The sequence below is a fragment of the Neisseria yangbaofengii genome, from assembly GCF_014898075.1.
GTDB lineage: Bacteria > Pseudomonadota > Gammaproteobacteria > Burkholderiales > Neisseriaceae > Neisseria > Neisseria yangbaofengii.
Window position 1 is genome coordinate 2,512,459 of the sequence record NZ_CP062976.1, and the last position, 24,698, is coordinate 2,537,156.

General features: G+C 52.1%; 26 protein-coding genes. 2 read left to right on the forward strand and 24 right to left on the reverse strand.

The genetic code is table 11. The features are described from left to right. Positions 1–241: 241 nt before the first annotated feature. The 3 genes from mnmG to rpmE form a co-directional block, all read right to left on the reverse strand. Positions 242–2,137 (reverse strand): tRNA uridine-5-carboxymethylaminomethyl(34) synthesis enzyme MnmG, encoded by a 1,896-nt coding sequence (gene mnmG / locus H4O27_RS12215; protein WP_165009334.1) that lies wholly within the window; start codon positions 2,135–2,137, stop codon positions 242–244. A 179-nt stretch (positions 2,138–2,316) separates the two neighbouring features. After that, positions 2,317–3,972: an ArnT family glycosyltransferase gene (locus H4O27_RS12220; protein WP_165009332.1), complete on the reverse strand. Its 1,656-nt coding sequence runs from the start codon at positions 3,970–3,972 to the stop codon at positions 2,317–2,319. 191 nt (positions 3,973–4,163) lie between these two features. Further along, positions 4,164–4,379, reverse strand: a complete 216-nt coding sequence (gene rpmE / locus H4O27_RS12225; protein ID WP_165009330.1) for a 50S ribosomal protein L31 — start codon at positions 4,377–4,379, stop codon at positions 4,164–4,166. Positions 4,380–4,604: 225 nt separating this feature from the next. Between rpmE and H4O27_RS12230 the strand changes: the two genes are divergently transcribed. Then, complete coding sequence (locus tag H4O27_RS12230) at positions 4,605–5,117, forward strand: acyltransferase (RefSeq protein ID WP_165009328.1); 513 nt, start codon at positions 4,605–4,607, stop codon at positions 5,115–5,117. Positions 5,118–5,182: 65 nt separating this feature from the next. On the opposite strand, the gene H4O27_RS12235 is transcribed toward H4O27_RS12230, so the two are convergent. The 8 genes from H4O27_RS12235 to obgE all read right to left on the reverse strand — a co-directional run bounded on the left by H4O27_RS12235 (position 5,183) and on the right by obgE (position 14,417). Beyond that, positions 5,183–5,710 carry a superoxide dismutase family protein gene (locus H4O27_RS12235; protein WP_165009326.1) on the reverse strand — a complete coding sequence of 176 codons (528 nt, stop codon included), beginning with the start codon at positions 5,708–5,710 and terminating at the stop codon, positions 5,183–5,185. A 132-nt stretch (positions 5,711–5,842) separates the two neighbouring features. After that, positions 5,843–6,886, reverse strand: a complete 1,044-nt coding sequence (locus H4O27_RS12240; protein ID WP_165009324.1) for an AbrB family transcriptional regulator — start codon at positions 6,884–6,886, stop codon at positions 5,843–5,845. A gap of 118 nt (positions 6,887–7,004) precedes the next feature. Further along, positions 7,005–8,501 carry a tripartite tricarboxylate transporter permease gene (locus tag H4O27_RS12245; protein ID WP_165009322.1) on the reverse strand — a complete coding sequence of 499 codons (1,497 nt, stop codon included), beginning with the start codon at positions 8,499–8,501 and terminating at the stop codon, positions 7,005–7,007. Between the two features lie 9 nt (positions 8,502–8,510). Next, complete coding sequence (locus tag H4O27_RS12250) at positions 8,511–8,948, reverse strand: tripartite tricarboxylate transporter TctB family protein (protein ID WP_165009320.1); 438 nt, start codon at positions 8,946–8,948, stop codon at positions 8,511–8,513. A gap of 181 nt (positions 8,949–9,129) precedes the next feature. Beyond that, entirely contained in the window at positions 9,130–10,131 is a 1,002-nt protein-coding gene (locus H4O27_RS12255; RefSeq protein ID WP_165009318.1) for a Bug family tripartite tricarboxylate transporter substrate binding protein, read from the reverse strand. 499 nt (positions 10,132–10,630) lie between these two features. Then, the gene (gene cysS / locus H4O27_RS12260; RefSeq protein WP_165009350.1) at positions 10,631–12,037 is read right to left on the reverse strand and encodes a cysteine--tRNA ligase; all 1,407 of its coding nucleotides are present in this window, start codon (positions 12,035–12,037) and stop codon (positions 10,631–10,633) included. 123 nt (positions 12,038–12,160) lie between these two features. Next, the gene (locus H4O27_RS12265) at positions 12,161–13,174 is read right to left on the reverse strand and encodes an Abi family protein (RefSeq protein WP_165009316.1); all 1,014 of its coding nucleotides are present in this window, start codon (positions 13,172–13,174) and stop codon (positions 12,161–12,163) included. A 91-nt stretch (positions 13,175–13,265) separates the two neighbouring features. Continuing rightward, positions 13,266–14,417, reverse strand: a complete 1,152-nt coding sequence (gene obgE, locus H4O27_RS12270) for a GTPase ObgE (RefSeq protein ID WP_165009314.1) — start codon at positions 14,415–14,417, stop codon at positions 13,266–13,268. Between the two features lie 445 nt (positions 14,418–14,862). Between obgE and sodA the strand changes: the two genes are divergently transcribed. Then, a complete protein-coding gene (gene sodA, locus H4O27_RS12275) occupies positions 14,863–15,483 on the forward strand; it encodes a superoxide dismutase [Mn] (RefSeq protein WP_165009312.1) in 621 nt (206 codons plus the stop codon). A gap of 65 nt (positions 15,484–15,548) precedes the next feature. Here the strand turns inward: sodA and H4O27_RS12280 are convergent, their stop codons facing one another. From H4O27_RS12280 to H4O27_RS12340, 13 genes are all read right to left on the reverse strand, one after another. Then, complete coding sequence (locus H4O27_RS12280) at positions 15,549–16,037, reverse strand: peroxiredoxin family protein (protein WP_165009310.1); 489 nt, start codon at positions 16,035–16,037, stop codon at positions 15,549–15,551. Continuing rightward, on the reverse strand, positions 16,034–16,420 hold the full coding sequence (locus tag H4O27_RS12285; protein WP_165009308.1) for an acyl-CoA thioesterase: 387 nt from the start codon (positions 16,418–16,420) through the stop codon (positions 16,034–16,036). The genes H4O27_RS12280 and H4O27_RS12285 overlap by 4 nt, the downstream gene beginning before the upstream one ends. Before the next feature lie 68 nt (positions 16,421–16,488). Beyond that, positions 16,489–16,851: a VacJ gene (locus H4O27_RS12290; RefSeq protein ID WP_165009348.1), complete on the reverse strand. Its 363-nt coding sequence runs from the start codon at positions 16,849–16,851 to the stop codon at positions 16,489–16,491. Between the two features lie 242 nt (positions 16,852–17,093). Continuing rightward, the gene (locus tag H4O27_RS12295) at positions 17,094–17,930 is read right to left on the reverse strand and encodes an MlaA family lipoprotein (protein WP_165009306.1); all 837 of its coding nucleotides are present in this window, start codon (positions 17,928–17,930) and stop codon (positions 17,094–17,096) included. Then, positions 17,927–18,205, reverse strand: coding sequence for an STAS domain-containing protein (locus H4O27_RS12300; RefSeq protein WP_165009304.1), 279 nt, complete (start codon positions 18,203–18,205; stop codon positions 17,927–17,929). Before H4O27_RS12300 ends, H4O27_RS12295 begins: the two co-directional genes overlap by 4 nt. A 61-nt stretch (positions 18,206–18,266) precedes the next feature. After that, entirely contained in the window at positions 18,267–18,857 is a 591-nt protein-coding gene (locus tag H4O27_RS12305) for an MlaC/ttg2D family ABC transporter substrate-binding protein (RefSeq protein ID WP_165009302.1), read from the reverse strand. A 38-nt stretch (positions 18,858–18,895) separates the two neighbouring features. Continuing rightward, positions 18,896–19,405, reverse strand: coding sequence for an outer membrane lipid asymmetry maintenance protein MlaD (gene mlaD / locus H4O27_RS12310; RefSeq protein ID WP_165009300.1), 510 nt, complete (start codon positions 19,403–19,405; stop codon positions 18,896–18,898). A gap of 5 nt (positions 19,406–19,410) precedes the next feature. Beyond that, the gene (mlaE, locus tag H4O27_RS12315; RefSeq protein ID WP_165009298.1) at positions 19,411–20,187 is read right to left on the reverse strand and encodes a lipid asymmetry maintenance ABC transporter permease subunit MlaE; all 777 of its coding nucleotides are present in this window, start codon (positions 20,185–20,187) and stop codon (positions 19,411–19,413) included. 66 nt (positions 20,188–20,253) lie between these two features. Then, positions 20,254–20,775, reverse strand: a complete 522-nt coding sequence (locus tag H4O27_RS12320) for an RDD family protein (protein ID WP_165009296.1) — start codon at positions 20,773–20,775, stop codon at positions 20,254–20,256. 272 nt (positions 20,776–21,047) lie between these two features. Further along, complete coding sequence (locus tag H4O27_RS12325) at positions 21,048–21,851, reverse strand: ABC transporter ATP-binding protein (protein WP_165009294.1); 804 nt, start codon at positions 21,849–21,851, stop codon at positions 21,048–21,050. A gap of 299 nt (positions 21,852–22,150) precedes the next feature. Then, a complete protein-coding gene (locus H4O27_RS12330; RefSeq protein ID WP_193004434.1) occupies positions 22,151–22,804 on the reverse strand; it encodes an HAD-IA family hydrolase in 654 nt (217 codons plus the stop codon). Positions 22,805–23,186: 382 nt separating this feature from the next. Further along, the gene (locus H4O27_RS12335) at positions 23,187–23,474 is read right to left on the reverse strand and encodes a hypothetical protein (RefSeq protein ID WP_165009290.1); all 288 of its coding nucleotides are present in this window, start codon (positions 23,472–23,474) and stop codon (positions 23,187–23,189) included. A gap of 32 nt (positions 23,475–23,506) precedes the next feature. Then, a complete protein-coding gene (locus H4O27_RS12340; protein ID WP_165009288.1) occupies positions 23,507–24,493 on the reverse strand; it encodes an RluA family pseudouridine synthase in 987 nt (328 codons plus the stop codon). Positions 24,494–24,698: the final 205 nt, after the last annotated feature.

Below are 24,698 nucleotides of genomic sequence, written 5' to 3' on the forward strand. Positions count from 1 at the left end.
ATGCTTGTGAGGCCGTCTGAAAGGCGGTAGGGTAGGTATCAATCCGCCATGATGGTTTGTTTCATCATTTTGCTGTGCGGAGTGAAAAGGCGGGTGGCACCCACCTTAAATTTAAGTTTATGTTTTCATAAGGATTTTCATGCGCCCTTCAGTCGGCGATTGTGAACCCGAATCCAGCAAAACCTAAGGCCGTCTGAAAGCAAATGCTTGCTTTCAGACGGCCTTTGTACTCGGGAAAACCTTATTTCGCGTCTTTAAAACCGCGTTTCAAATGCACCATTAACAAAGCCACGGCGGCGGGGGTTACGCCGGAAATGCGGCCGGCCTGACCCAGCGTTTCGGGGCGGTGGGCGTTGAGTTTTTGCTGTACTTCTGCCGATAAGCCTTTGACTTTGCTGTAATCGATGTCGCCCGGCAGCTTCAGTGTTTCAATGTCGCGGCGGCTGTCGAGCTCTTCGTTTTGGCGGTCGATGTAGCCTTGGTATTTCACTTGGATTTCGACTTGTTCCACCACATCGTCACCCAGTTTTTCAGACGGCATGGCATCGGGCAGCGTCATCAGGGCGGCGTAGTCGATATTCGGGCGGCGCAGCAAGTCGTGCAGATTGGCTTCCCGGCTGAGTTTTTGCCCCAATACCCGCTCTTGTTCGGCTTCAGACAGTTTTTGCGGCGTGTACCACGTGCTTTTCAGGCGTTGGATTTCACGTTCGATGTTTTCCCGTTTACGGTCAAACGCTTGCCACTGGGCTTCGGAAACCAAGCCGATTTTGTAGCCGTCTTCGGTCAGGCGCATATCGGCGTTATCTTCACGAAGTTGCAGGCGGTATTCGGCGCGGCTGGTGAACATGCGGTAAGGTTCGTTCACGCCTTTGGTAATCAAATCGTCCACCAATACGCCCAAGTAGGCTTGCTCGCGGCGCAATAACAGCGGGTCTTGCCCGCGTACATACTGCACGGCGTTGGCACCGGCCAGCAAACCTTGTGCGGCGGCTTCTTCGTAGCCGGTGGTGCCGTTGATTTGTCCGGCAAAGAAGAGGCCGGAGATGGTTTTGGTTTCCAGGCTGGCTTTGAGGTTGCGTGGGTCGAAATAGTCGTATTCGATGGCGTAACCGGGGCGCAGAATGTGGGCGTTTTCCAAACCTTTCATCGAGCGCACGAGGGCGAGCTGAATATCGAAAGGCAGGCTGGTGGAAATGCCGTTGGGGTAGTATTCGTGTGTGGTCAGGCCTTCAGGCTCCAGAAAAATCTGGTGGCTGTCTTTATCGGCAAAACGGTTGATTTTGTCTTCGATAGACGGGCAATAACGCGGACCCACGCCTTCGATTTTGCCGGTAAACATCGGGCTGCGGTCAAAACCGGAGCGGATGATGTCGTGGGTTTCGAGGTTGGTGTGGGTAATCCAGCACGACACTTGGCGCGGGTGCAAATCGGCCGAACCGCGCACCGACATCACCGGCACAGGCGTATCACCCGGCTGCTCGGTGAGTTGGGAAAAATCAATCGTGCGCCCGTCAATGCGCGGCGGCGTGCCGGTTTTCAGACGGCCTTGCGGCAGATTCAATTCTTTCAGACGGCCTGATAAACCTTGCGAAGCCGGATCGCCTGCACGCCCGCCGGCGTAGTTTTCCAAGCCGATGTGGATTTTGCCGGCCAGAAACGTGCCCGCCGTCAACACCACTGCGCGTGCTTTAAATTCCACGCCCATGGCGGTTACCACGCCGCCGGCGCGCCCGCCGTCAAGCGTGATGTCTTCCACTGCCTGTTGGAACAAATCCAAGTTTTCTTGGTTTTCCAGCATTTCACGGATGGCGGCTTTGTAAAGAATGCGGTCGGCTTGTGCGCGGGTGGCGCGCACGGCTGCACCTTTGGACGCGTTCAAACGGCGGAACTGAATGCCGGACATATCGGTCGCCAAAGCCATCGCACCGCCCAGCGCATCCACTTCGCGCACCAAATGGCCTTTGCCGATGCCGCCGATGGACGGGTTGCACGACATTTGGCCGAGGGTTTCGATGTTGTGGGTAAGCAGGAGCGTTTGCGCGCCCATGCGTGCGGCGGCAAGCGCGGCTTCGGTACCGGCGTGGCCGCCGCCGACGACGACGACGTCGTAAATTTTGGGGTAAATTATGTTGGACATATATATTGGGCTTTCAGGCGGCCTGATCGAATGAAGGAGGTGTGTATTGGGGTTTGGTTGCGTGTGTGAGGCCGTCTGAAAAAATAACGGATTCAAAAACAAACGTGTGATTGTACGCTGTTTTCCCGTCGGATTAAAGGCCGTCTGAAACTGAATTTCAGATGGCCTTTAAATGGTTTTTAGCTTTCTCGGCGCAATAAGGCAAAACCTTCTACTTTATTGCGTGGGCGCGCACCCTGCCAGAGTTTCGTCCAACCTTGCGGTACGGCGGTATTTTGCGGCTGCTGCACCAAGCGGTAGCGGCAGTTTGGATTGTCGGGTTGCAAATCCCAATCGCTGTATTGAGCCCAAGCGGTACGGCTGCGGTGGTCTTGTTGATCTACGCTGATGCACTCGTGGCCTTCGCTGAATTGATGGCGTAATTCGGGGTAAAGCGATAATTCCATCTGCTTCACTACCGGCGCGTAACTTTTGGCGGCATCCAGCCACGGCAGCCACAATGTCATCAATAATGCCCAGGTCAGCGTCACGCCGGCCGCCCAATTGGTCACAGCCTGGCGGCCGCGAATGTGTTTGCGGGTAATCGCCCACAGCCATAAGGGTGTGAACAATAAGGCCACTGCCATTGGAAACGGGTTGATTTCCGGCAGATAATACGGGCTGAAATACGCCGCGCGTTCGGCCAATTTTTCCGGCCGGCCATAATTCATGGCGGCAAAACCGACCCACATAAAGGCGGCTAACAGGCCAAAGGCCATGATGCCAAACCAGTTGATAAACGCTGCTGCGCCGCGTCGCAAGCCGTCGAGTTGTGCCGCGCCGAGCAGAGCCAGCGGCGGCATCAGCCAAATCAAATGGTCTTGGAAACGTTGCGGATTGAAGGCTAAGAGCGCAGTTGCCAAAATAAACCACGCCAGACACAAACCGCTCCAGCCTTGCGCGTTCATCTTGGTGCGGCTGAACGTCCACACCGCCAGCGGCCATGCAGGCAGGGCAAACCAGAGCAGGTTTTTCAGGTAATAAGGCAGGTTAAAGGCCGTCTGAAAATCAACCAGTCCTCCGTAAGTGCCGAACATATGGGCATCGCGCCATATTGCAAACCATTGCGGCTGCAAATACAGCAGCAACAGCGGATACACCACCATCAGCGGCAGCGCGAATGCAAAGGCACCGATTAGGGTCAGGTAATAGCGTTTGGACTGCCATTGCGGATGCAGCACCAAGGCAAACGCCATCACGATTAAGGCCAGCGGCAATAAGAAACCGGCCGTCAGCGACAGCAGCGCCCAACCGCCGCCCAACAGCAGCGCACCGGTAATCACACGCTTGTGTGCCAGTGAAAAACCGCACAACACCATACCCAGCGCGGCAAATACCGCCGACATGTCGCTGATAAAATGCGCCATCGGCAGCAAACCGATGCTGCCGATTAAGATCAGCACCACACTGCGCCCATGGTGGCGGCCTAAGAAATTAAAACCGGCAAAGCCGCACAACAACAAACCGATGGCGGTGAAAAACACGCTGGCAAAGCGTGTGGCCGCATAAGCATCGGCCGCCCAAGGCGAAAGCAGCGCTTGAAAGGCGCCGGCCACCCACAAATACACCGGCGAAATATGGAAATTATGCTGCTCGAACACATGTGCCACCAGCGGTGAGGCAGTGCCGTTGAGCAGGGCTTCGGTGGCGGTGAACAAGCCTGATTCGTCCGGGTTCCACAAATCATGCGAAAACACGCCGGGCCATAACCAAGCGAACACCATCAGCAGTAACAGCCAAGGTTTTTCGTGGGTTTTAGCAGGTTTGCGGGAATCCGGCGGCGTGTAGGTCAGCATGATGCGGCGGTTTCAAAAATCCATTAAAGATGCGCTAGTGTAACAAATTACGGCCAAATCAGGGAATGCTTGGCCCAAAAAGGCGGCAATGGCATATTTTGGCCATGTTTTCTTTCAGACGGTCTTTTTTGGCATGAGGCCGTCTGAACACAAAAAAAAGACCGCCAAAGCAGTCTTTTTTCCGTCGGCAATTAGCGTTTGAACAGGTTGCCGAATTTGTTGTTGAATTTGTCCACGCGACCGGTGGTGTCAACGATTTTTTGTTGGCCGGTGTAGAATGGGTGGCACAAAGAGCAAACTTCGATGTTGAAGCTTTCTTTTTCCATCGCGGATTTGGTCACGAATTTGCTGCCGCAAGAGCAGGTCACGGTGATTTCGCGGTAGTTGGGGTGAATACCTTGTTGCATGTTGTTTCCTTTCGATTAAGCGGGCATAGGGGTTTTACCTATGCTTCAAGACAAGGGGGCGATTATTGCTATTTTTTGCTGTTTCGTCAAGCAGATATTGCGGCATTGGCGGTGTTTTGCAACAGGGCGGTGCAAATATTACCGAATCACGGGCGAAACTTGTGCGGTATTTGTGTGCCTAACCGAAATTGAATTTGGATTGATGATTTTGTATGAGGAAATGCAATGAAAGCAAAGCTGTTTTTCGTATTGTTGAGAACGATCGGCAAATGGCTGCCTGCTTCTTACAGCAAGCCGTTTGGCCAATTGTCCAAAAAAATCCGTGCGGCGCTTGCCCGCCAAATCTCACCGCATTTGGGTAACAATGTCAACATCGAAAAAGGCGCGTATGTGTTGGAAGACACGGTAATCGGCGATCATTCGGGTATCGGTGTGGACTGCGAAATCTGCTACGGCTTGGGCATTGGCAACAATGTGATGATGGGGCCGGAGTGCCTGTTTTATTCCCACAGCCACAAATTCGATAAAGCAACTAAAAAGTTTTCCGGCTACACCGACACCAATCCGATTGTGATTGAAGACGATGTATGGATTGGCCGCCGTGTCATCATTATGGGCGGCGTGACCATCGGCAAAGGTTCGGTTATCGGTGCCGGTGCGGTGGTTACCAAGAGCGTGCCGCCGTATTCTTTGGCTGCCGGTAATCCGGCGGTTGTGAAGAAAAATTTGTTGGACTAGATTGAAAAAAATAAAAGGCCGTCTGAAACCCAATATTTCAGACGGCCTTTATTCATCTATCAAACTTACTCGGCAATTACGCCGCAGTATTTGCGTGCGCCACCGCCGCCCAGTGCAGCAGGATGGTCGTTGTAGTTGTCGCCGCCGGCGTGAATCATCAGCGAGCGGCCTTTGAGCGAATTGATTTTCTTGATACGTGGTGCCGCCACCGGCTGAATATGGCCGTTGGCATCTACTGCCAAAGCAGGTAAATCGCCCAAGTGGCCGCTGTCGTCCCAAGGGCCTTTGTGTGCGCCGGTTTTCTTAGGATCCCAGTGGCCGCCGGCTGCCAAACCTTCTACCGGTTTGCCGTCTTTCTCTTTGGCTGCGCAGCTTGGGTTTTCATGCACGTGGAAACCATAAATGCCTTGTGCCAAACCTTCAATTTTCGGGGTGAACACTGCACCGTATTTGCTTTGGCTGATGCGCACTTCGCCCGCGATTTTATCGCCATTTTGTGCGTCCAGCAGCGACATCGGCACCACAATATCCGCAGGCGCGGCACAGGCCGCAGCGGTCATACCCAATAAAACGGCAGCCAGTAATGTCTTCATCAGTTTCTCCTTAATCTTTGTCAAAGCGTATATTGGATTCAATATACTGGTTTGATTATAACTGATTCTGCAAACAAGCCGACAGGCCGTCTGAAATTTTTCAGACGGCCTGTTAATGTTAAGTTGATACGTTTACCGCGTCCCCACGCCAAACCGACGATCCAATACACCATACAGCCAGCCGGCCAAACCCACAACCACCAGCATACGCAATACATGAAACGCGGTCACCAGCGGTACGCCCAGTTGTAACACTTTGGCGGTAATAGTCATTTCTGCCACGCCACCGGGAGCAAGCCCCAGCCCTAAAGTGGGCAGCGGAATATCCGAGCACGCGGCCAGAAGTTGGGCAACGCCCGCGGTCAGCAGCAGACTAATGCACACCAAAACAGCGGTGACCGACAACAATCTTGGCGCGGCGCGGAAAAAATCAGGGCGGAATTTGGTGCCGAGCGACCAGCCGATGAGCAATTGGCCTGTCCATGACAATTCTCTCGGTATCGCCGACAAATGCACGCCGCAGACAGTCAGCAATACCGCTGCCGCCAATGGGCCGAATGTCCACGGGTTCGCCCAGCCACGTTTTTGAAACACCCAACCCGTGCCGACGCAGCAGGCAATCAGCAGCACTAAGCCGCCATAATGCACGCCGCCTTTGTCGATGATTGAAGTATCCAAGCCGTGATAATCCATAAAGCGGTAGAAAAACGGCACAATGGTCACCACCATCAATACGCGCAGCGAATGGGCGGCCACCACTTTATCCGTGCGCGCACCGTGTTGTTCGGCCAAAGTGGCCATTTCACTCGCGCCGCCGACTGCCGCCGCAAACCAGGCAGTTTTGAAATCGACACCGGCGAAACGGTGCAGCAGCAGCGTGCCGCACAAACTTAAGATTAAAGCAAACAACATGCCTGCACCCAACCACGGCGCATTGGTACCAATCATGCCGGCCATTTTCGGCGTGAAATACAAGCCCAGCGACATGCCGATGATACACAAGCCGATTTTACGGCCGGAGGGCAGGGTGCGGATATTGATGCCGCCGGTGGACAAGGCAGCGCAAGCGAGCAATGAGCCGAGCAGCCACGGAATCGGCAGGTTGAGCAGGTTAGCCAGCAGCGCGCCCGTGAGAGCGGCGGCAAAACCGGAAAGATAGGGAAGAAAGCGGTTCATGGTTTGCGCGGGAAATCGTTATGGTGTATGAGGCCGTCTGAAAGGTTTCAGACGGCCTGAATATTTTCATGATACCAAGAAAACAGCCGCGCTGGATTCGGGCGGCTGTCGTCATGCGTTATGCAGTTTGTTTGCGGCGGCGCAGCCAGCGGAAAACCGGCAGCAACACCATCAACAAGGCCAATGCCCACAATACTTTGTTAATCGGGCCGTGGAACAACACACCCAAATCGCCTTGCGAAATCGACAACGCGCGGCGCAGGCTGGATTCCATCAATTCGCCCAATACATAGCCCAAAATCAAGGCGGACAGTGGGAAATTGAGTTTGCGCAGGAAGTAGCCCAATACGCCCAAGCCTACCATCAATACTAAGTCAAACGTGGTACTGTGAATCGCGTACACGCCGACGAAGCTCACGGCGGCGATGGCCGGAATCAGGATATAGTTAGGAATGTTCAACAGTTTGGCGAAGAAGCCGACCAAAGGAATGTTGAGCAACAGCAAAATCACGTTACCGATAAACAGCGATGCAATCAAGCCCCATACGATGTCAGGTTGCTCGCTGAAAAGCTGTGGGCCCGGGGTGATATTGTACAAGGTCAACGCGCCCATCATCACGGCGGTGGTACCGGAGCCGGGTACGCCCAAGGTTAACATCGGAATAAAAGAGCCGCAAGCAGAAGCATTGTTGGCCGCTTCAGGCGCTGCGATACCGCGCAAGTCTCCTTCACCGAATCTGCCCGATGCACCGGCGAGTTTCTTCTCGTTGGTGTAGGTCATCGCGCTGGCAATGGTTGCGCCCGCGCCGGGCAAGATTCCGACCACGAAACCCACTACGCTGCTGCGCACCATGGCACCGAAGGCAAATAGGAATTCTTTCACGTTAAACAAGGTGCGTTTGCCTTGCTCCAACGCTTTTTGGCCGCGTTCGGTGTGTTCCAGCATAATCAGGATTTCGCTGATGCTGAAGAAACCGATCACGATGGTGGTGAACTGAATGCCGTCTGAAAGGTTTACCGAATCAAACGTGAATCGGTACACGCCGGTCACGGCATCTACGCCCACAGTTGCCAAGGCCAAACCGATTAAGGCGGCTACAGCGGTTTTAACCGGCTGATCGCCTACCAAGCCGCTCAAACAGGTAATGGCAAACGCCATCAGCACAAAATATTCGGCAGGGCCGAATGCAACCGCCCAGTTGGCCAACAGCGGTGCAAACAGCACCACGCCCAAAGTGGCGATAGTGCTGCCGGTAAACGAACTGACGGCAGAGAGAGACAAGGCAATGCCCGCTTTGCCCTGTTTGGCCAAAGGATAGCCGTCGAGCGTGGACATAATCGCCGCCGCATCACCCGGCACGTTAATCAAAATCGCCGAAATGCGACCGCCGTATTCACAGCCCAAATACACGGCTGCCAACAAAATCAAAGCCGATTCAGGCGGCAAACCAAGCGCGTAGGCAAACGGCAGCAAAATCGCCACGCCGTTAATCGGCCCCAAACCCGGCAACATGCCGACGATGGTGCCCAAAAATGCGCCGATTAAGGCCAACAGCAGATTTTGCGGCTCTAAAGCCACGGCAAAACCGCCCATCAAAAAGTTTAAAGTATCCATGTTCCGTCCTTAACCGAAAAAGCCGACCGGCAGCGGAACGTCCAGCAAGCGGTCAAACAGCAGATAGAAGCCGGTGCCCAGCGCAATGCCTGAAATCGCACAAACCTTGAAGCTGCCGCCGAATAAGATGCCGACGGTAAACGCCATCAGTGCGGTGGCCAGCGGAAAGCCGAGCAATTCAAACAAAACGGCGTACAGCAACAGAGTCACTAAGCAGATGCCGAGTTTTTTCAACATATTGGGGGTGTAGCCCAAATCGATGGTTTCGCTGTTGCGGCGAATGACTAAAAACAGACAGGATACGGCCAAGAGTGACAGAATCAGCACCGGATAAGGGCGCGGACCCAACGGATCATAGCTGATCGGAGCGGTATAGCCCCATGCCAGATACAGCAGGAACACGGCAGCAGCGAGCAGCAAGCCGGAAAAACAGCGTTCGAGATTCATAATATCTCCGTGAAGCATTCATTTTTATGGTTCAGCCAGATTTTCAGACGGCCTTTTGTGACGGACAGTCTGATTTTTATGCCGAACATTTATCCAAGAATTGGGATTTTGTGCACAAAACAAGCAGATGCTTTTCAGATGGCCTGATGAAAACCAACAGGCCGTCCGAACACGCAGCAGATTATTTAGTATTCAAGTCGAATTCTTTAGACAACACACGCATTTCTTCGGTGGTTTTCACCACGTATTGCTGCAATTCTTCGCCGGTCAATTCAAACGGCAACAAATCACGGCCGGCTCGGATATCGGCAAATTTCGGATCTTTCAGCATCGCATTGAAGCGGTTTTTCCACCAGTTGAACGATTCGTCAGATACTTTCGGACCCATGTAGTAGCCGCGAATCACCGGCCATTCTACGTCGAAGCCTTGTTCTTTTGCAGTTGGAATGTCTTTCAGCTTGCCTTCCAAACGGTTTGGCGAGAACACTGCCAAAACACGGATTTTGCCCGATTCAATGTGCGGACCCATTTCGGCAATACCGGCACTCACGACATTAATGTGGTTGCCCAATACTGCAGTCACCGCCTCCCCGCCGCCTTCCAAAGCCACGTAAGTCATGTCTTTCGGATTTACCCCGGCAGCTTTGGCCATCATTGCGGTCTGTAACCAGTCTTGGCCACCTACGCTGCCACCTGCGCCGAAGCTGATGGATTTAGGATCTTTTTTCAGCGCTTCGGCCAAATCGTTTAAATTTTTCAAAGGCGATTCGGCATTCACGGCTACCATGCCGTAGTCGGTGCCGACGGCCGCCAACCAGCGCACATCATTTTCGGTGTATTGGCCGAATTTACCTTGCGCCAAGTTCAACAGTGAACCGGTTGAGAAGGCTACAATCGCATCACCGTTGGCCGAATCGTTAGCCACGATTTTATTGTAAGCCACTGCACCTACGCCGCCCGGCATGTAGGTTACGCGCATCGGTTTTTTCAGTTGGCCGGTGTCTTTCAATCCGGTTTGTGCCAGCTTACAGGTCAAGTCAAAACCGCCTCCCGGTTTGGCCGGTGCGATACATTCGGGTTTTTTTGGTTCGCCCGCTTCGGCAGTGTCTTTGTTACAGCCGCTCAAGGCCAATGCAGCCAAAGCGGCCAAGCTGATTGCGGCGGTAGTGGATTTGCGGAACATGTAGTTTCTCCTTACATTAAGGTAAAAGCTCGGCAGTATTGTTGTTGCGGCTTTTTTTGTTGACAATATTTGTGAAATTAAAAGAATCATCAAGTTTTGTCAAGAAGAGATTAAAAAATTTAAGGCGATTAAAACCATATAATTCAAAGGGAAATAGAAAATAAACGCGAAGAAATAAGTAGAAGATCTGAATTCTTTAAATTTTGTTAAGATAAAAATTAATGATTTTTTAATGATGACCGCACCGGTGTGATTTGGCATGCTGCTGAAATCTTAAATAGGAACAGATGGAATTTTTTATGTTATTGTTTGTAATTAATTTATATGGATGGGACAAAGATATTGATGCCGGTGGTGATTCGATAGTCATAAAATATTAATATTTTGATGATTTCGGTAAAGGATTCAGCAACTGCCATTAAAAAGCTTCGTTTGGCCTGAAAAATATCAGACCAAACGAAGCCTTTAATCAACCGATTGAATCGTGGTTTTTCAAGTTTTAGCCACGGCGCCAAGTGGTGATGCCGGATTTGTCTTCCAGAATAATGTTTTCTGCTGCCAATACATCGCGAATGCGGTCGGATTCCGCCCAGTTTTTATCGGCACGGGCCTGTTTGCGGGCTTCAATCAGCGCTTCGATTTCTTCGTTAGACAGGCCGTCTGAAACCGAACCGCCCTGCAGAAATTCGGTCGGGTTGCGTTGCAGCAGGCCGATGATGCCCGCCAGATGTTTCAGACAGGCCGCCAGTTCGGCGTTTTGGGTTTTATTGACTTCGTTTGCCAGTTCAAACAATACCGCTACTGCCTGCACCGTGTCGAAATCGTCGTTCATTGCCGCCACGAAACGGCGGGCGTAATCATTCTCCAAATTTGCCGGATTTTCAGACGGCATGGTGTTTTTCAGCGCCGTATAGAGACGTGTCAATGCACCTTTGGCATCGTCCAGATGCGCATCGGAATAGTTCAGCGGGCTGCGGTAGTGTGCACGCAGGATAAAGAAGCGCACCACTTCGGGGTCGTATTGTTTCAACACGTCGCGAATGGTGAAGAAATTGCCCAGCGATTTGGACATTTTTTCGCCGTCCACACGGATAAAGCCGTTGTGCAGCCAATATTTCACATGGCTTTCAATGGTTTTGCCGACGTGGTGATGACCGCAGGAATGACCGTTCGCCCCCACGCTTTGGGCGATTTCGTTTTCATGGTGCGGAAACTGCAAATCTGCGCCGCCGCCGTGAATATCGAAGGTGTCGCCGAACAGGTTTTCGCTCATCGCCGAACATTCGATATGCCAGCCCGGCCGACCCGAACCCCACGGGCTTTCCCACGCCGGTTCGCCCGCTTTCGTCGCTTTCCACAGCACAAAATCCAGCGGGTCGCGTTTGAAGCCGTCCACTTCCACCCGTTCGCCCGCCCGCAAATCGTCTAAAGATTTGCCCGAAAGCTGGCCGTATGCCGCAAATTCACGCACCGCATAATACACGTCGCCGTTATCCGCCGCATACGCCTTGCCTTTGGCAATCAGCCGCTCAATCATCGCAATCATCTGCGCAATGTTTTCCGTCGCCTTCGGTTCGATGTCGGGACGCAGTACGCCCAAAGCGTCCGCATCTTCGTGCATGGCTTGGATAAAGCGTCCGGTCAAATCGCCGATGCTTTCCCCGTTTTCCGCTGCACGGGCAATGATTTTGTCGTCGATGTCGGTGATGTTGCGCACATAAGTGAGCGGATAACCGCTCTGGCGCAGCCAGCGGGCAATCATATCGAACACCACTATCACACGGGCATGTCCGAGATGGCAATAGTCGTAAACCGTCATGCCGCAAACGTACATACGCACGTTTGCGGGGTCGATGGGCGCAAAAGGTTCTTTTTGGCGGGTCAGGGTGTTGTAGATGGTTGGCATAATCGGTTTCATAATGAGGATAATCGGTTTTTGTTTTGACAGAAGATAGGGAGGGGGGTAGAATGCAAATTAACACGGCTCCCCTCGGTTGTACTGTTACAGTATGGCTGCTGGGGAGTTTTTTCATGTCCACCAGTTCTGCCAATCAGCAGGTGCTCCCATACCTTGCAAGTTTAGTCCCAAATCACTCAATTCTGGGAAAGTCAGCAAGTGTTGTTTCATTCGGCAGCACCAGCTTGACGAAGGGTTAATGATGCTCAGTAAATGCTTGCAGATGAGCAGTAGTAAGAAACACCGTGTCTTTGCTTGTTCTTGATTTTCTTTTGTAGGAAAAGCACTTAACCAAGCTAGACTGTCTGTTGGTGGTAACTTTGGTTGGTCTTTTATATCTCTGTTCCATAAACGGCAATGGTGTGCGCATACATTACGCAAATGGTTTAAACTTCTTAACCAACTGGCGAAAATTCTGCCGTTTGCCACACCGTATTTCGTTGAAATTTCATCTTGTTCTTGTGTGCGCATTCTGGCAAACAATGTTGACATAGTACCAAAATCCCATATTTCACAGGCAACCCATATAGGAATAGGTAAACCGTATTTGGTTTTATTATGATGGATAAAACCCTCTTTTGATCGAGAGATTAATGCAGCATGTTTAGCTAACCAAACTTGATGGTTGGTAATACCTTTATGGCTATCTAAATTTTCTGGATTGGCAAAGTCTTCGTGAAGACATTCAGGTTTAAGATAGGCAAACTTATCCAGCCGGCCGCCTAACGTATGAGCAATATCGGTTCGGAGAGCGACTTCAATCCGTTCTAAAGCATCAGACACCAATAAGCGCAATTGCTTGTCGAATACGTATAAATCAACTGCATCTTTAAAACAAGCATTGGGTTTAAACGTATCTAATGTTAATTTATCGGTTTTGACTTTTTTGGGTTTTTTAAATTGATCCAGTATGACCAATTCGCCGGATACTTCGCGTAAAGAATAAAAATAGCCGCTTAAGCGGTAGTATCCGATTCGAGCTAAATATTCTTTAGCTTTTTGCTCATTTTCAACTTGCAGACCTCGAGTTTTTAATAGTTCAAGCTGCTCATCAAAATCAAGCCAAATCTTGGGATTATTCGCCATTGTACGTTATCCAACACTGACCGTTTGCTCTTTCAAACAATATTTCAGACGACCTGTATCCCACCTGCGAGCCGTCTGAAAACCTGATTCCTTATTCCGCCTTAAACACGCTCGTATCGGTTTTCGGTTGCTGTTCGGCGGTTTCGGCGTTGGCTGCTTGTTCCGCCGCTGCTTTTTCGGCTTCAATCCGTTTTTTCTCATTCAGATACATACCGATTTGGCGCACGAGTTCTTGTGTGCCTTGGTGTGCTAAGGCACTGATTTTGAAAAGGCGTGGGGTGGTTAAGTCGAATTGGAAGCGGTCGTCGGGTTCGGGGTAGTCCCAGCCGATTTGGGCGAGGAAGTCGGCGGTGCGCTCTTCGGCTTCTTCTTCGCTGAGCATATCGAGTTTGTTTAAAACCAGCCAGCGGGGTTTGTCGTAGAGGGTTTCGTCGTATTTGCGCAGTTCTTCGACAATCGCCAAGGCTTCGGCAGCGGGGTTGACGCTTTCGTCAAACGGAGCCAAATCGACGACGTGCAGCAATAAGCCGGTGCGGGAGAGGTGTTTGAGGAAACGGTGTCCCAAGCCTGCGCCTTCGGCTGCGCCTTCGATCAGGCCGGGAATGTCTGCCATGACGAAGCTGTTGTTTTCGTCCAAACGTACCACGCCTAAATTTGGGTGCAGGGTGGTAAACGGGTAGTTGGCGATTTTCGGGCGGGCGGCGGATACGGCGGAAATCAGGGTGGATTTGCCGGCGTTGGGCATTCCTAAAAGACCGACGTCGGCGAGGACTTTCAGTTCCAAATGCAGCGAGCGGGCTTCGCCTTCTTCGCCGGGCGTGGACTGTTTGGGCGCACGGTTTACCGAGGATTTGAAGTGGATATTGCCCAAGCCGCCTTTGCCGCCTTTGGCGAGGCAGATGCGTTGGCCGTGGTGGGTAAGGTCGGCGACGATTTCGTCGGTGTCGGTGTCCCGAATCAGGGTGCCGACGGGCATTTTGAGTTCGATGTCGTCTGCGCCTGCGCCGTAGCGGTCGGAGCCGTGTCCTTTTTCGCCGTTTTTCGCCTGATAGCGTTTGACGAAACGGTATTCTACGAGGGTGTTGGTGTTTTCGTCGGCAACTGCCCACACGCTGCCGCCTTTGCCGCCGTCGCCGCCGTCCGGCCCGCCGCGCGGTACGAATTTTTCGCGGCGGAAACTGGCTGCGCCGTTACCGCCTTTGCCTGCGGCAACTTCGATTTTTGCTTCGTCGATGAATTTCATTTGATTCTCAATATTTTTAAAAAGTTGTTTGGTGTTTCAGACGGCCTATGGGTATTGTTTGGATTAGAAAGTGGTGTAGAAAATCCTAGCGTTGTTTACACTTTTGCGTTATTTGCTTGAAGGCCCATGTTGGGATTTCCGAGTGTTGCCAAGAATGCCGAAAGGCACGGCAAAGCCGCATGGTTCTCGATAATGCTCAAAAATCCTAAAACAATCATTCGGGTAAAAAAACAAAAGCTGTTTTGCATAAAAAGTGTAAACAACCCGACAATTTCCTACAGCAGGCCGTCTGAAAAATAATGGGTTGAGAGTTATTATAAAGGATAAGTCAAGGGATTGTGTGCTTATCTTCGGCGTGCGGTTAGGCTTGCTTATTTTGCAAATAGGAATTAATATCAATATTATTTAATTCGCCACGCACAACTGCAAAGAGAAAGGAACGCATATGGCTTACACTTTACCTGAACTGGGCTACGCCTATGATGCTTTGGAGCCGCATTTCGATGAAATGACGATGAACATTCACCACACCAAGCACCATCAGGCTTATGTCAATAATGCCAATGCAGCGTTGGAATCGCTGCCCGAGTTTGCAGCTTTGCCGGCGGAAGAGCTGATTGCACGCTTGAAAGAATTGCCGGCCGATAAGCAAACTGTGTTGCGCAACAATGCCGGCGGTCATGCCAACCACGCTTTCTTTTGGAAAAACCTGAAAACCGGCACCACTTTGCAAGGCCGTCTGAAAGAAACCATTGAGCGCGATTTCGGTTCGGTAGACGAATTCAAAGCCGAATTTGAAAAAGCCGCCGCCGGCCGTTTCGGTTCGGGCTGGGCATGGCTGGTGTTGGATGGCGACCGCCTGAAAGTGGTGTCGACCGCCAACCAAGACTCACCGCTGATGGGCGAAGACGTGGCCGGCTGCAAAGGCTACCCGATTATCGGTTTGGACGTGTGGGAACACGCTTATTATCTGCAATACCAAAACCGCCGGCCGGACTACGTCAAAGCGTTCTGGAATGTGGTGAACTGGGATGAAGCGGCGAAGCGTTTTGAAGAAAAGGCGTAATCGTTGATTGAATCAAAGGCCGTCTGAAACTTTTCCGTTTCAGACGGCCTTTTTAAAATCATCGCTTACTTTGCCAATTCTTGGTCGATTTCTTGGTAAAGCTTGTTGAAATCCGGTTCGCCGACAAAGGTTTTCAGGACTTCGCCTTTTTTGTTGATGAGCACGGAAGTCGGGTAAACCTGTGTGCCGAAGGCTTTGCCGACGGTGCCGCCCTCATCGTACATCACGGTAAACGGCAGGCCGTATTCTTTGACGTATTGATGCACGCTTTCAACCGGGTCAATCGGTTCGGCAATCCCCAACACTTGGAAATCTTTGCCCTGATAACCGTTGGCCATTTTGATGACTTTCGGCATTTCGCTCACGCAGCCGGGACAGGATGGGAACCAGAAATTGATAAAGGTCACTTTGCCTTGCAGGCCGGCATTATTGACCGTTTGGCCGTGCAAATCAGTCAGGCTGAATGTTGGCGCGGATTTGTTGTCGGGAATCAGGATAAAGGCCAACAATGCGCCGACAATGGCCGCGGCGGCGAGGGTAATCGGTTTTTTCATGCGATAAATGATTCAAGCGAGGTTAACAGGTTGTCGGGAAAACGGATGCTGCGGCCGCCGGCGGCATCGACCGGCATTAGCGTGATGTCGGCTTCAACGGCGTTTTTGCCGCTGTGCACCAGTTCGATGGTTTGCGTCAGCAGCAGGTGGCGCGCGGTTAATTCTTTGATGTGGCTGTGTACGCGCAATTCGTTGCCGTCGACAGCGGGGCGGCGGTAGCGGATGTCGATGCGGGCGACGACCAAATGTACGTTATCCAGCAGCGATAATAAACCGCGTTGGTCGAAAAGTATCCAGCGCGCTTCTTCGAGAAACTCAAGATAGCGCGCGTGGTTGACGTGGCCGTAGCTGTCGATGTGGTAATTGCGGACGCGGATATTCATGGGTTCATGAGGCCGTCTGAAAGCATAGGGCGCACAGTAATCTGTTTTCAGACGGCCTATCAAATAGATTAATTCAAATTCAATGGCTGAAACGCTTCGCGCGCCAATGGCTCGGCTTCCAAGTCGGTGATGACGGTGGAGAGCTGGATATCGAACCATTCGTTGAAAATATCGGCGTGCAAATCCGGCCACTTGCTTTCGTCTTCGCACCAGTCGGCCAGTTCGGCAGCGAAAATATCTTCAAAGCGCGATTCGATTTCGTCCCATACTTCATCAGAGGTTTCGCACGGGCGTACGAGATAGGCATTGGCATCGGCCTGCAAATCTTCCAAAGTCAGATCGGCCAGATGGTTGCCGGGCAGGGATTGCAGCCAGTTCCAAAATGGATCGAGCGGCACGAGTAAAAAGACGCTGCGGTTGACTTCGTACATGGTGGTTTCCTTTTGTTGGGTGGAGCGGTTGGCCCGGTCTTTTGCGCTGAACGTACTGGAATAATAGCCCAAAGGGGGTGTCATGAAAAGGCCGTGACCTTGGCAAAATTGCCATCTTTGGCACATTTCTTCGTTATGCGCTGCGTTAACGACGAACGGCACTCAAATCCGGAGGGGGCAAAGTTTTCAGGCCGTCTGAACGCAATGTATGTTTTCAGACGGCCTGGGCATCATGCGGTTAATTAATCCAAGCGAATCATGCCGCTGCCGGCAGGCTGGAGATTTTCCCAATCATCAGCAGGTGCGGCGGTGTCGGGTTCGGCCGCTTCGATCGGAGCGTTTTGCGCGGGGTTGCCACTGTCGACCAAATCATCGATGTCGATGTCTTCGTCGGTACTTTGCACGGCTTGGCCGCCGGTTTGCCGGTTGCGCACACGCATGTACAAATCGCGGGTGTAGCTGTATTTGTCGATGGCGGCACCTTCCAGGCTGTCGGTTAAGTCGAGCAGGTTTTCGCGGGTCTCGACGGCGTTGAGTGCGGTGGTGCTCCAGCGGCCGGCACTGGTTTCAAACACCGCGTTTTTCACCGGATAAGCCACGGTTACGGCTGTACCCAAGGTGTCGCGCACGGTAGAAGGTCCTATCAGCGGCACGACAAAGTAATTGCTGTTTTTCCAGCCCCATGAAGCCATGGTGTCACCCAAGGAATTTTTGTTGTTCGGCACGCCGCCTGCGCCTGCTACGTCAATCAAACCGCCCAAGCCGAAGGTGGTATTCAGGCCGACGCGCACCAAATCTTCGCTGGCGCGTTTGATGTCGAGACGCAACACGTTGCTGCCGAAGCTGACTACGTCGCGCAGGTTGTTGAAAAAGTTGCTCACGCCGGTGCGCACAGGCTGTGGCGTGACTTTACGGTAGCCGCGGGCAATGGGTGCCATGACGTATTGGTCGGCTTTGTCGTTGAACTTGGAGACGGCGCGGTTGTAAGGCTCGTAAGGGTCGGCCGGATTGCGTTCGGCAAAGGCCGGTTGGGCGGCGGATAAGCCGATAAGCAGCAGGGAAGCAGCGGTTTTTTTCATGGGGTCACCCAGTCTTTAATTTCATACAGATCAGCCAGCGCCCGCACCGATTCGGGAATGTGGCGCAGTTCGACGGCTTTGTTTTTTAAACGAAATGCGGTCAGCAGCAGCGATACGCAGGCGGAATCGGCGCGGCTGACATTGCTTAAATCAAGCGCACAGGTTTCTTTCAGACGGCATTGCTGCTCGAATTGGCGGTAGGCTGAATCGGTCACGGTTTTGACGGTAATGTCGCCGCCCAGATACAGCACGTTGTCGCGAAGTTCTGAATTCATGAGGTTTTGAGTCTATGCAGTTTGGCGTAAAAAGGCACGGCCAAAGCCGTGCGCTTAAGGATTATTTGCCGCTGTTTTTGGCTTTCAGGTCGGCAATCAGACCGTCGATGCCTTTGGCTTTCACGGTTTCGCCGAATTGGTTGCGGTACACAGTTACCAAGCTTGCGCCTTCAACGGCCACGTTGTACACGCGGTAGCGGTTGCCGCTTTGATAGGTGGTGAAATCCATGTTGACCGGTTTTTCACCTGCCACGCTCACTTCGGCACGTACGGTAATTTCTTTACCGTTGCGGGCAACGACGGGATTGTCTTTCACGTTTACTTTGGCATTTTTGAATTTCATCATGGTGCCGGAGTAGGTGCGGATCAACAGAGTTTGGAATTCTTTGGTCAATGCCTGTTTTTGTGCATCAGTGGCGGTGCGCCAAGGGTTGCCCACGGCCAACGCGGTCATGCGTTGGAAATCGAAATAAGGCATGGCGTAGTCTTCTGCTTTGCGGCGGGCAGTGTTGGCATCGCCGCTTTTCAAGATGGTCAGAACCTGAGTCGCGTTTTGGCGGATTTGGTTTACCGCATCTGCAGGAGCGGCAGCCGCTAAGCTGATGCTCAATAAACCGATGCCCAAGGCACTGAAGAATGCTGATTTTTTCATGTTTGCGTATTCCTAAAATTAAAAAAATATTGTTGTGTTTATGGGGCAGAATCTGCGTCGGCCGAAGTGGCTGAATCAGAATTGCCGGATTGTTTTTCGGCAAAGCCGGTCATGAATTTGCCGATTAAGTTTTCCAAAACCATGGCCGAGCTGGTGACGCTGATGGTGTCGCCTTCGGCCAAATTGTCCGTGTCGCCGCCTTGCATCAAGCCGATGTATTGTTCGCCCAAGAGACCGGAAGTGAGGATTTGGGCGGAAACGTCGCTGCTGAATTCATATTGTTTGCTGATGTTCAGGGTCACGCGTGCCTGATAGCTTTTCGGGTCGAGCGTGATGGCGGAAACGCGGCCGACCAATACGCCTGCGGATTTAACCGGCGCGTTTGATTTCAAACCGCCGATGTCGCTGAAATCGGCATATACGGTATAGGTTTGCTGCGTGCTGCCCATGCCGGAGCCGCCTGCTACGCGGAAGGCCAAAAAGCCTACGGCCGCCACGCCCAATAAGATAAACAAACCGACCCAAAATTCCAAAATACTTTTTTTCATTGTCGTTACTCAGTAAACATCCATGCGGTTAAAACAAAATCAATTGCCAAAATGGTCAGGGCGGAAGACACCACCGTGCGTGTGCTGGCGCGTAAAATCCCTTCGGAAGTCGGCACGCAGTGAAAACCTTGATGCACGGCGATCAGTGTCACGGCTATGCCGAACGCCACCGATTTAATCAGGCCGTTGACGACATCGTAGCCGATGGTCATGTTGCTTTGCATTTGCGACCAGAAAATGCCGCTGTCCAAGCCCAGCCACTGCACGCCGACCAGATAGCCGCCGAAAATACCGGCCACGTTGAAAATCGAGGCCAAAAGCGGCATGGAAAACACGCCTGCCCAAAAGCGCGGCGCCACCACGCGGGCAACAGGATCGACCGCCATTACGTTCATCGCTTCAAGCTGCTCGGTGGTTTTCATCAGGCCGATTTCGCTGGTCATCGCGCCGCCTGCGCTGCTGGCAAACAAAATCGCCGCCAATACCGGTCCCAGTTCGCGCAAAAGGGAAGCGGCCACCATATAGCCCAACACATCGGCGGCTTTGAATTTCGCCAACTGCGTGTAGCCTTGCAAACCGAGTACCATGCCGACAAATAAGCCCGAAACGGCAATAATCAAGACCGACATCACACCGGCAAAATAAATCTGACGAATGCTCAGGTGCGGGCGGGTAAACGCCGTGGCCGATTTCGCCAGAATTTGCAGCAGAAACAAGGTCACGCTGCCGAGAGATTGGATAAAGCCCAAGGTTTTTGAGCCGACGGATTGGATAAAATTCATATTTTTAAAACAGTTATCTTTCAGATGGCCTGCTCATCGGGCCGTCTGAAACCGGAAAAGGTTTGTTTAATGGTCGGGTGCGTCCACTACGATGGTTTGCGCCAGCATGTCTTCCAGCGAACGGCGGTTGTAACCGCGCGCCAGCACCAAAAAAGCATTAATCAAAATCGGCAGGCCGACCAAGCTATTAACGGCATAAACCAACAGCTCGCGCCTGAACACATATTGCGCCGCCGTCAGCCGTTCGCCTGTCGCTTCCAGTACCGGCCGAATCTTCATCAACCGCTTGCCGACGGTTTGGCCGCGGCGACGGATAAAATGAAGCTGCACACCGAGATAAAACAGCAGCAACAGTAACGACGTGCCCAAGTTGATGAACAAAAACGCATCATTACTCAGCGTGTATTGGTCGGTTAGGCTGAATACGGCTGCCATCACGATAAAACACACCATTGCAAAAAATTGGTTAATCACTACCGCGCCCAAGCGTTTCCACGGGGAAGCCAAGGTCAGGCCGAGTTTGGCGGCGGCATCGTTAACAGCAACGGCCGTCGTGCCGGGGCGGATTTTATATGGGGTCGAAGGCATGGCTTCTCCTTGTGATGTTTCAGACGGCCTTCACAGCAGGTATAGGGAGTCGCCGGGTTGTTTACACTTTATTTATGCACAACAGCTTTTGTTTTTTGCCCGAACGATTGTTTCAGGATTTTCGGGCGTTATCAAGAACCGTGCGGCTTTGCCGTGCCTTTCGGCATTCTTGGCAACACTCGGAAATCCCCCAAAACGGATCTTCAGGCAAAAAACAAAAAGCGTAAACAACGCTAGGGTTTTCTACACATAAGGCCGTCTGAACGTGATGCTTAACCGCCTAATAAATCCTGCTGCAAAGTTGTTTGCGCCGGATAACGGTAGGCCACCGGTCCATCGGCTAAGCCGCCGACAAACTGCTGCACCCACGGCGAATCGAGTTCGCTCATTTCGGCAGGTGAGCCGCTGAACATGATTTCGCCGTGCGCCAAAAAAATCACTTGATCGACGATTTGCAGCGATTTTTCAATATCGTGCGTCACCATCACGCTGGTCGAACGCAGAGCAGTGTTGGCGCGGCTGATTAAGTGGGCAATCACGCCCAGCGAAATCGGGTCGAGACCGGTAAACGGTTCGTCATACAGCATAATTTCAGGGTCGAGCGCGATGGTGCGCGCCAAGGCCACACGTCGCGCCATACCGCCGGACAGTTCGGACGGCATCAATTTTTCCACGCCGCGCAAGCCGACGGCATTGAGTTTCAGCAATACCAAATCGCGGATCACCGCTTCGGGCAGTTTGGTCAATTCACGCATGGGAAACGCCACGTTGTCGAACACGGTCAAATCGGTAAACAACGCGCCGTGTTGGAACAAAACGCCCATGCGGCGGCGGTGTTCGTGCAGTTCGGCGGCGGAAAACTTGGCCAAATCGCGGCCTTCAACCAATACCTGCCCCCGCTGCGGGTGAATCTGGCCGGTAATCAGGCGCATCAGCGTGGTTTTGCCGCTGCCCGAGCCGCCCATTACGGCCGCAAACGCACCTTGCTCAATCGTGAAACTGATGTTGCTCAGAATCGGGCGGTCGCCATAGGCAAAAGCCACGTCTTTCATTTCGATAAAGGGCGTCGGGTTCATAAACAGAATGCGGTTAGGATGTATTTTAATTACCTGTATTTTAATGCGTATGCCGGTTTAGAGCAATTTCAGACGGCCTCAAAGCCTTTAATAATTTGTTAAAACGCGTGAAAAGATAAGGCATTGGCGGGTTTGGGCGGGTGGTAATTGCACAACAGCATGCATAAGTGTATGTAATTGTGTGTCGGCTTTGCGGGTAAATAGAGTTTTTACGGTGATATGAATACGAAAGCGCAATATATAAGGCCGTCTGAAACATTGGCTTTCAGACGGCCTTTTATTGTTCGCAATCCGATAGTTTACAAGGCCGCCAAAAAATCCGGTAAAGCAGATAAATTCGGCAAAACCGCCAAATGCGGACTGGTACGCAGTTTTTCTTCCGTATGCGCGCCGGTGGCGACTGCAATCGCCTGTGCGCCTGCGTTGGCGGCCATGTCCAAATCATACGTTGTGTCGCCGATGACGACGGTTTCAGACGGCATTACGCCCAGCTCGTCACACAATTTCAACACCATGTCCGGCGCGGGTTTCGACGGTTGTTCGCTGGCGCAGGCGGTAGCCAGCCAAAAGCTGGCGGTGCCGGTTTGGGCAATGGAATTGTCCAAACCCGTGCGGCCTTTGCCGGTAGCTACTGCAAGCCAGTAGCCTTGTGCTTTCAGCGTTTCCAAGCAGGCCATGGCATCAGGGAACAGGGTCATGTTGCGGTTGTTCGGGTTTAAGTGATGCGCGGCGTAGGTTTCGATGATTTCTTCATGTTGGCGTAAGTTCAAATCCGGCGCAAGATGGCGCACGATGGCCGGCAGGTTGTAGCCGATAAGCGGGCGGATATGGCCGGCTTCGGGTGCGGCGTGGCCGTTTTCGGTAAAACTTTCCTGCACGGTGGCGATAATCGGCAGGGTGGTGTCGGCCAGTGTGCCGTCCCAGTCGAAAATAACGAGTTTCGGTTTCATAATCGGTTCCTTTGTGTTCGGACGGCCTGAGGTCATGGGTATCAAGCTTTTAAGGGGTTTCAATAATCTAGGCCGTCCGAAATGCCAATCCCGTCTGCTTATATTTTTGAACCGGTCGGCCGCAGAAACGGCCCGACGAACGGCATAACCGGCAGCATGATAAGGTTACCGGCAATGGCAAACGGTGTCAGTATAATCGCTGAGACGGCGCTTACATTTCTTAACTCCGCCGCCGTCTCTTTGGCTTTCGATATGGGCGACCGCCGGCGTTTTGAAACGGTATGTTTTGAAACAGTATTCGGAAGGCAGAGGGGGCATGGGGTATGCTTCCCTTGGATACCGTTATAGCGGCGGAAGTAAGGCAGCTTTTGCGCTGTTTGCCACTTCAAATTGTTTGCCCAATTCCGTTGCCCGCAAAACTTTGCCCAACTCGTTTTCGGGCGTAATGTCGGTAACACAGGCCGTTTTCAGCGAACAGCGCCAAACGGCTAGGCGGCAGGTTTTTGCTGTCGGGTTTGGTGAAGCCGAAAAGAATAGGTGTTTTCATCTTTGAAATAGTGGTTTTAGGCAAGCCGTCCAAGTTGTCCAAAGCACTGCCGGTTAAATGGCATCCGGAAAAGGCCGGCGTAGTAAGCGCCGCTACCGACAGTTTGGAGAAAGCGGGTTTCTTCATGATGCACCTTTTTTGTATTTTGTTTGTCTTGTTCAGACGGCCTGATGCTGATTGTCCAACATCACAATAAACTGCGTCAATTCCTGCGGCAGTTCGGCTTTTAAAATCAGCTTCCCGCCCGTGAGCGGATGGTCTAAATGCAGTTCGGAAGCATGGAGGAACATGCGCTTTAGGCCGAGTTTTTGCAGGCGTTTGTTGGCTTGGTAGTCACCGTAGCGCTCGTCGCCGGCAATAGGGCTGTGTTGCGACTGCATATGCACGCGGATTTGGTGGGTGCGGCCGGTTTTGAGCGTGGCTTCGACTAAAGTAAGCGCAGACAGGCCGACTTGGTGCAGTAGGCCGTCTGAATAACGTTTGAGTACGCGGAAAATGGTGTGCGCCGATTGGCCGTCGTCACTCACGCGCACCATTTTTTCGCCTTGTGCGCCGGTATATTTGAACAATGGCAGTTTGACGTGGAAACGGGCGTTGTTCAGACTGCCCACGCCCAGCGCCAGATAGATTTTTTTCGGATGGTCGTTGCGGATCATTTCGTGCAGTTTCACCAAGGCGCTGCGTTTTTTGGCAATCATGAGCAGGCCGCTGGTGTCTTTATCAAGGCGGTGCACCAATTCCAGATATTTGGCTTCGGGACGGGCTTGGCGGATTTGTTCGATCACGCCGAAACTCACGCCGCTGCCGCCATGTACCGCTACGCCCCAAGGTTTGTTAATGACCAACAAAGCATCGTCTTCATACACAATCTCAAATTCGCGCGCAGGGGCGGGAGTTTGTTCAGACGGCCTCTGTTTTTCAGCAATGCGGATGGGTGGAATGCGCAAAATTTGGCCGGCTGCGATGCGGGTGCCGGGTTTGCAGCGCTTTTTATCCAGCCGTACTTCACCGGCGCGGATAATGCGGTGAATATGGCTTTTAGGCACGCCCTTGAGAATTTTTATCAGATAGTTATCAAGGCGTTGGCCTGCTTCATGTTCGGTAAGGGTGATTTGGCTGACTGAATCTTTGCGTATCGGGTACATTTTCTCTATAATCCAAACATTCGTTTACACCGTTTTGTAAACGGGCGCGCGGCATGAAGTTGCGGCCGCCGCTGCCGCAGGGGAAGCCCTTTCGGAAAACGGATTTATTGTTAAAAATAGATTTTATATTAAAAACGCACTCTACAAAGCATTTCCTTCTGTTTATGCACAGCCAGTAAACGGAAGAGCGTAATTAAGTTTGAAT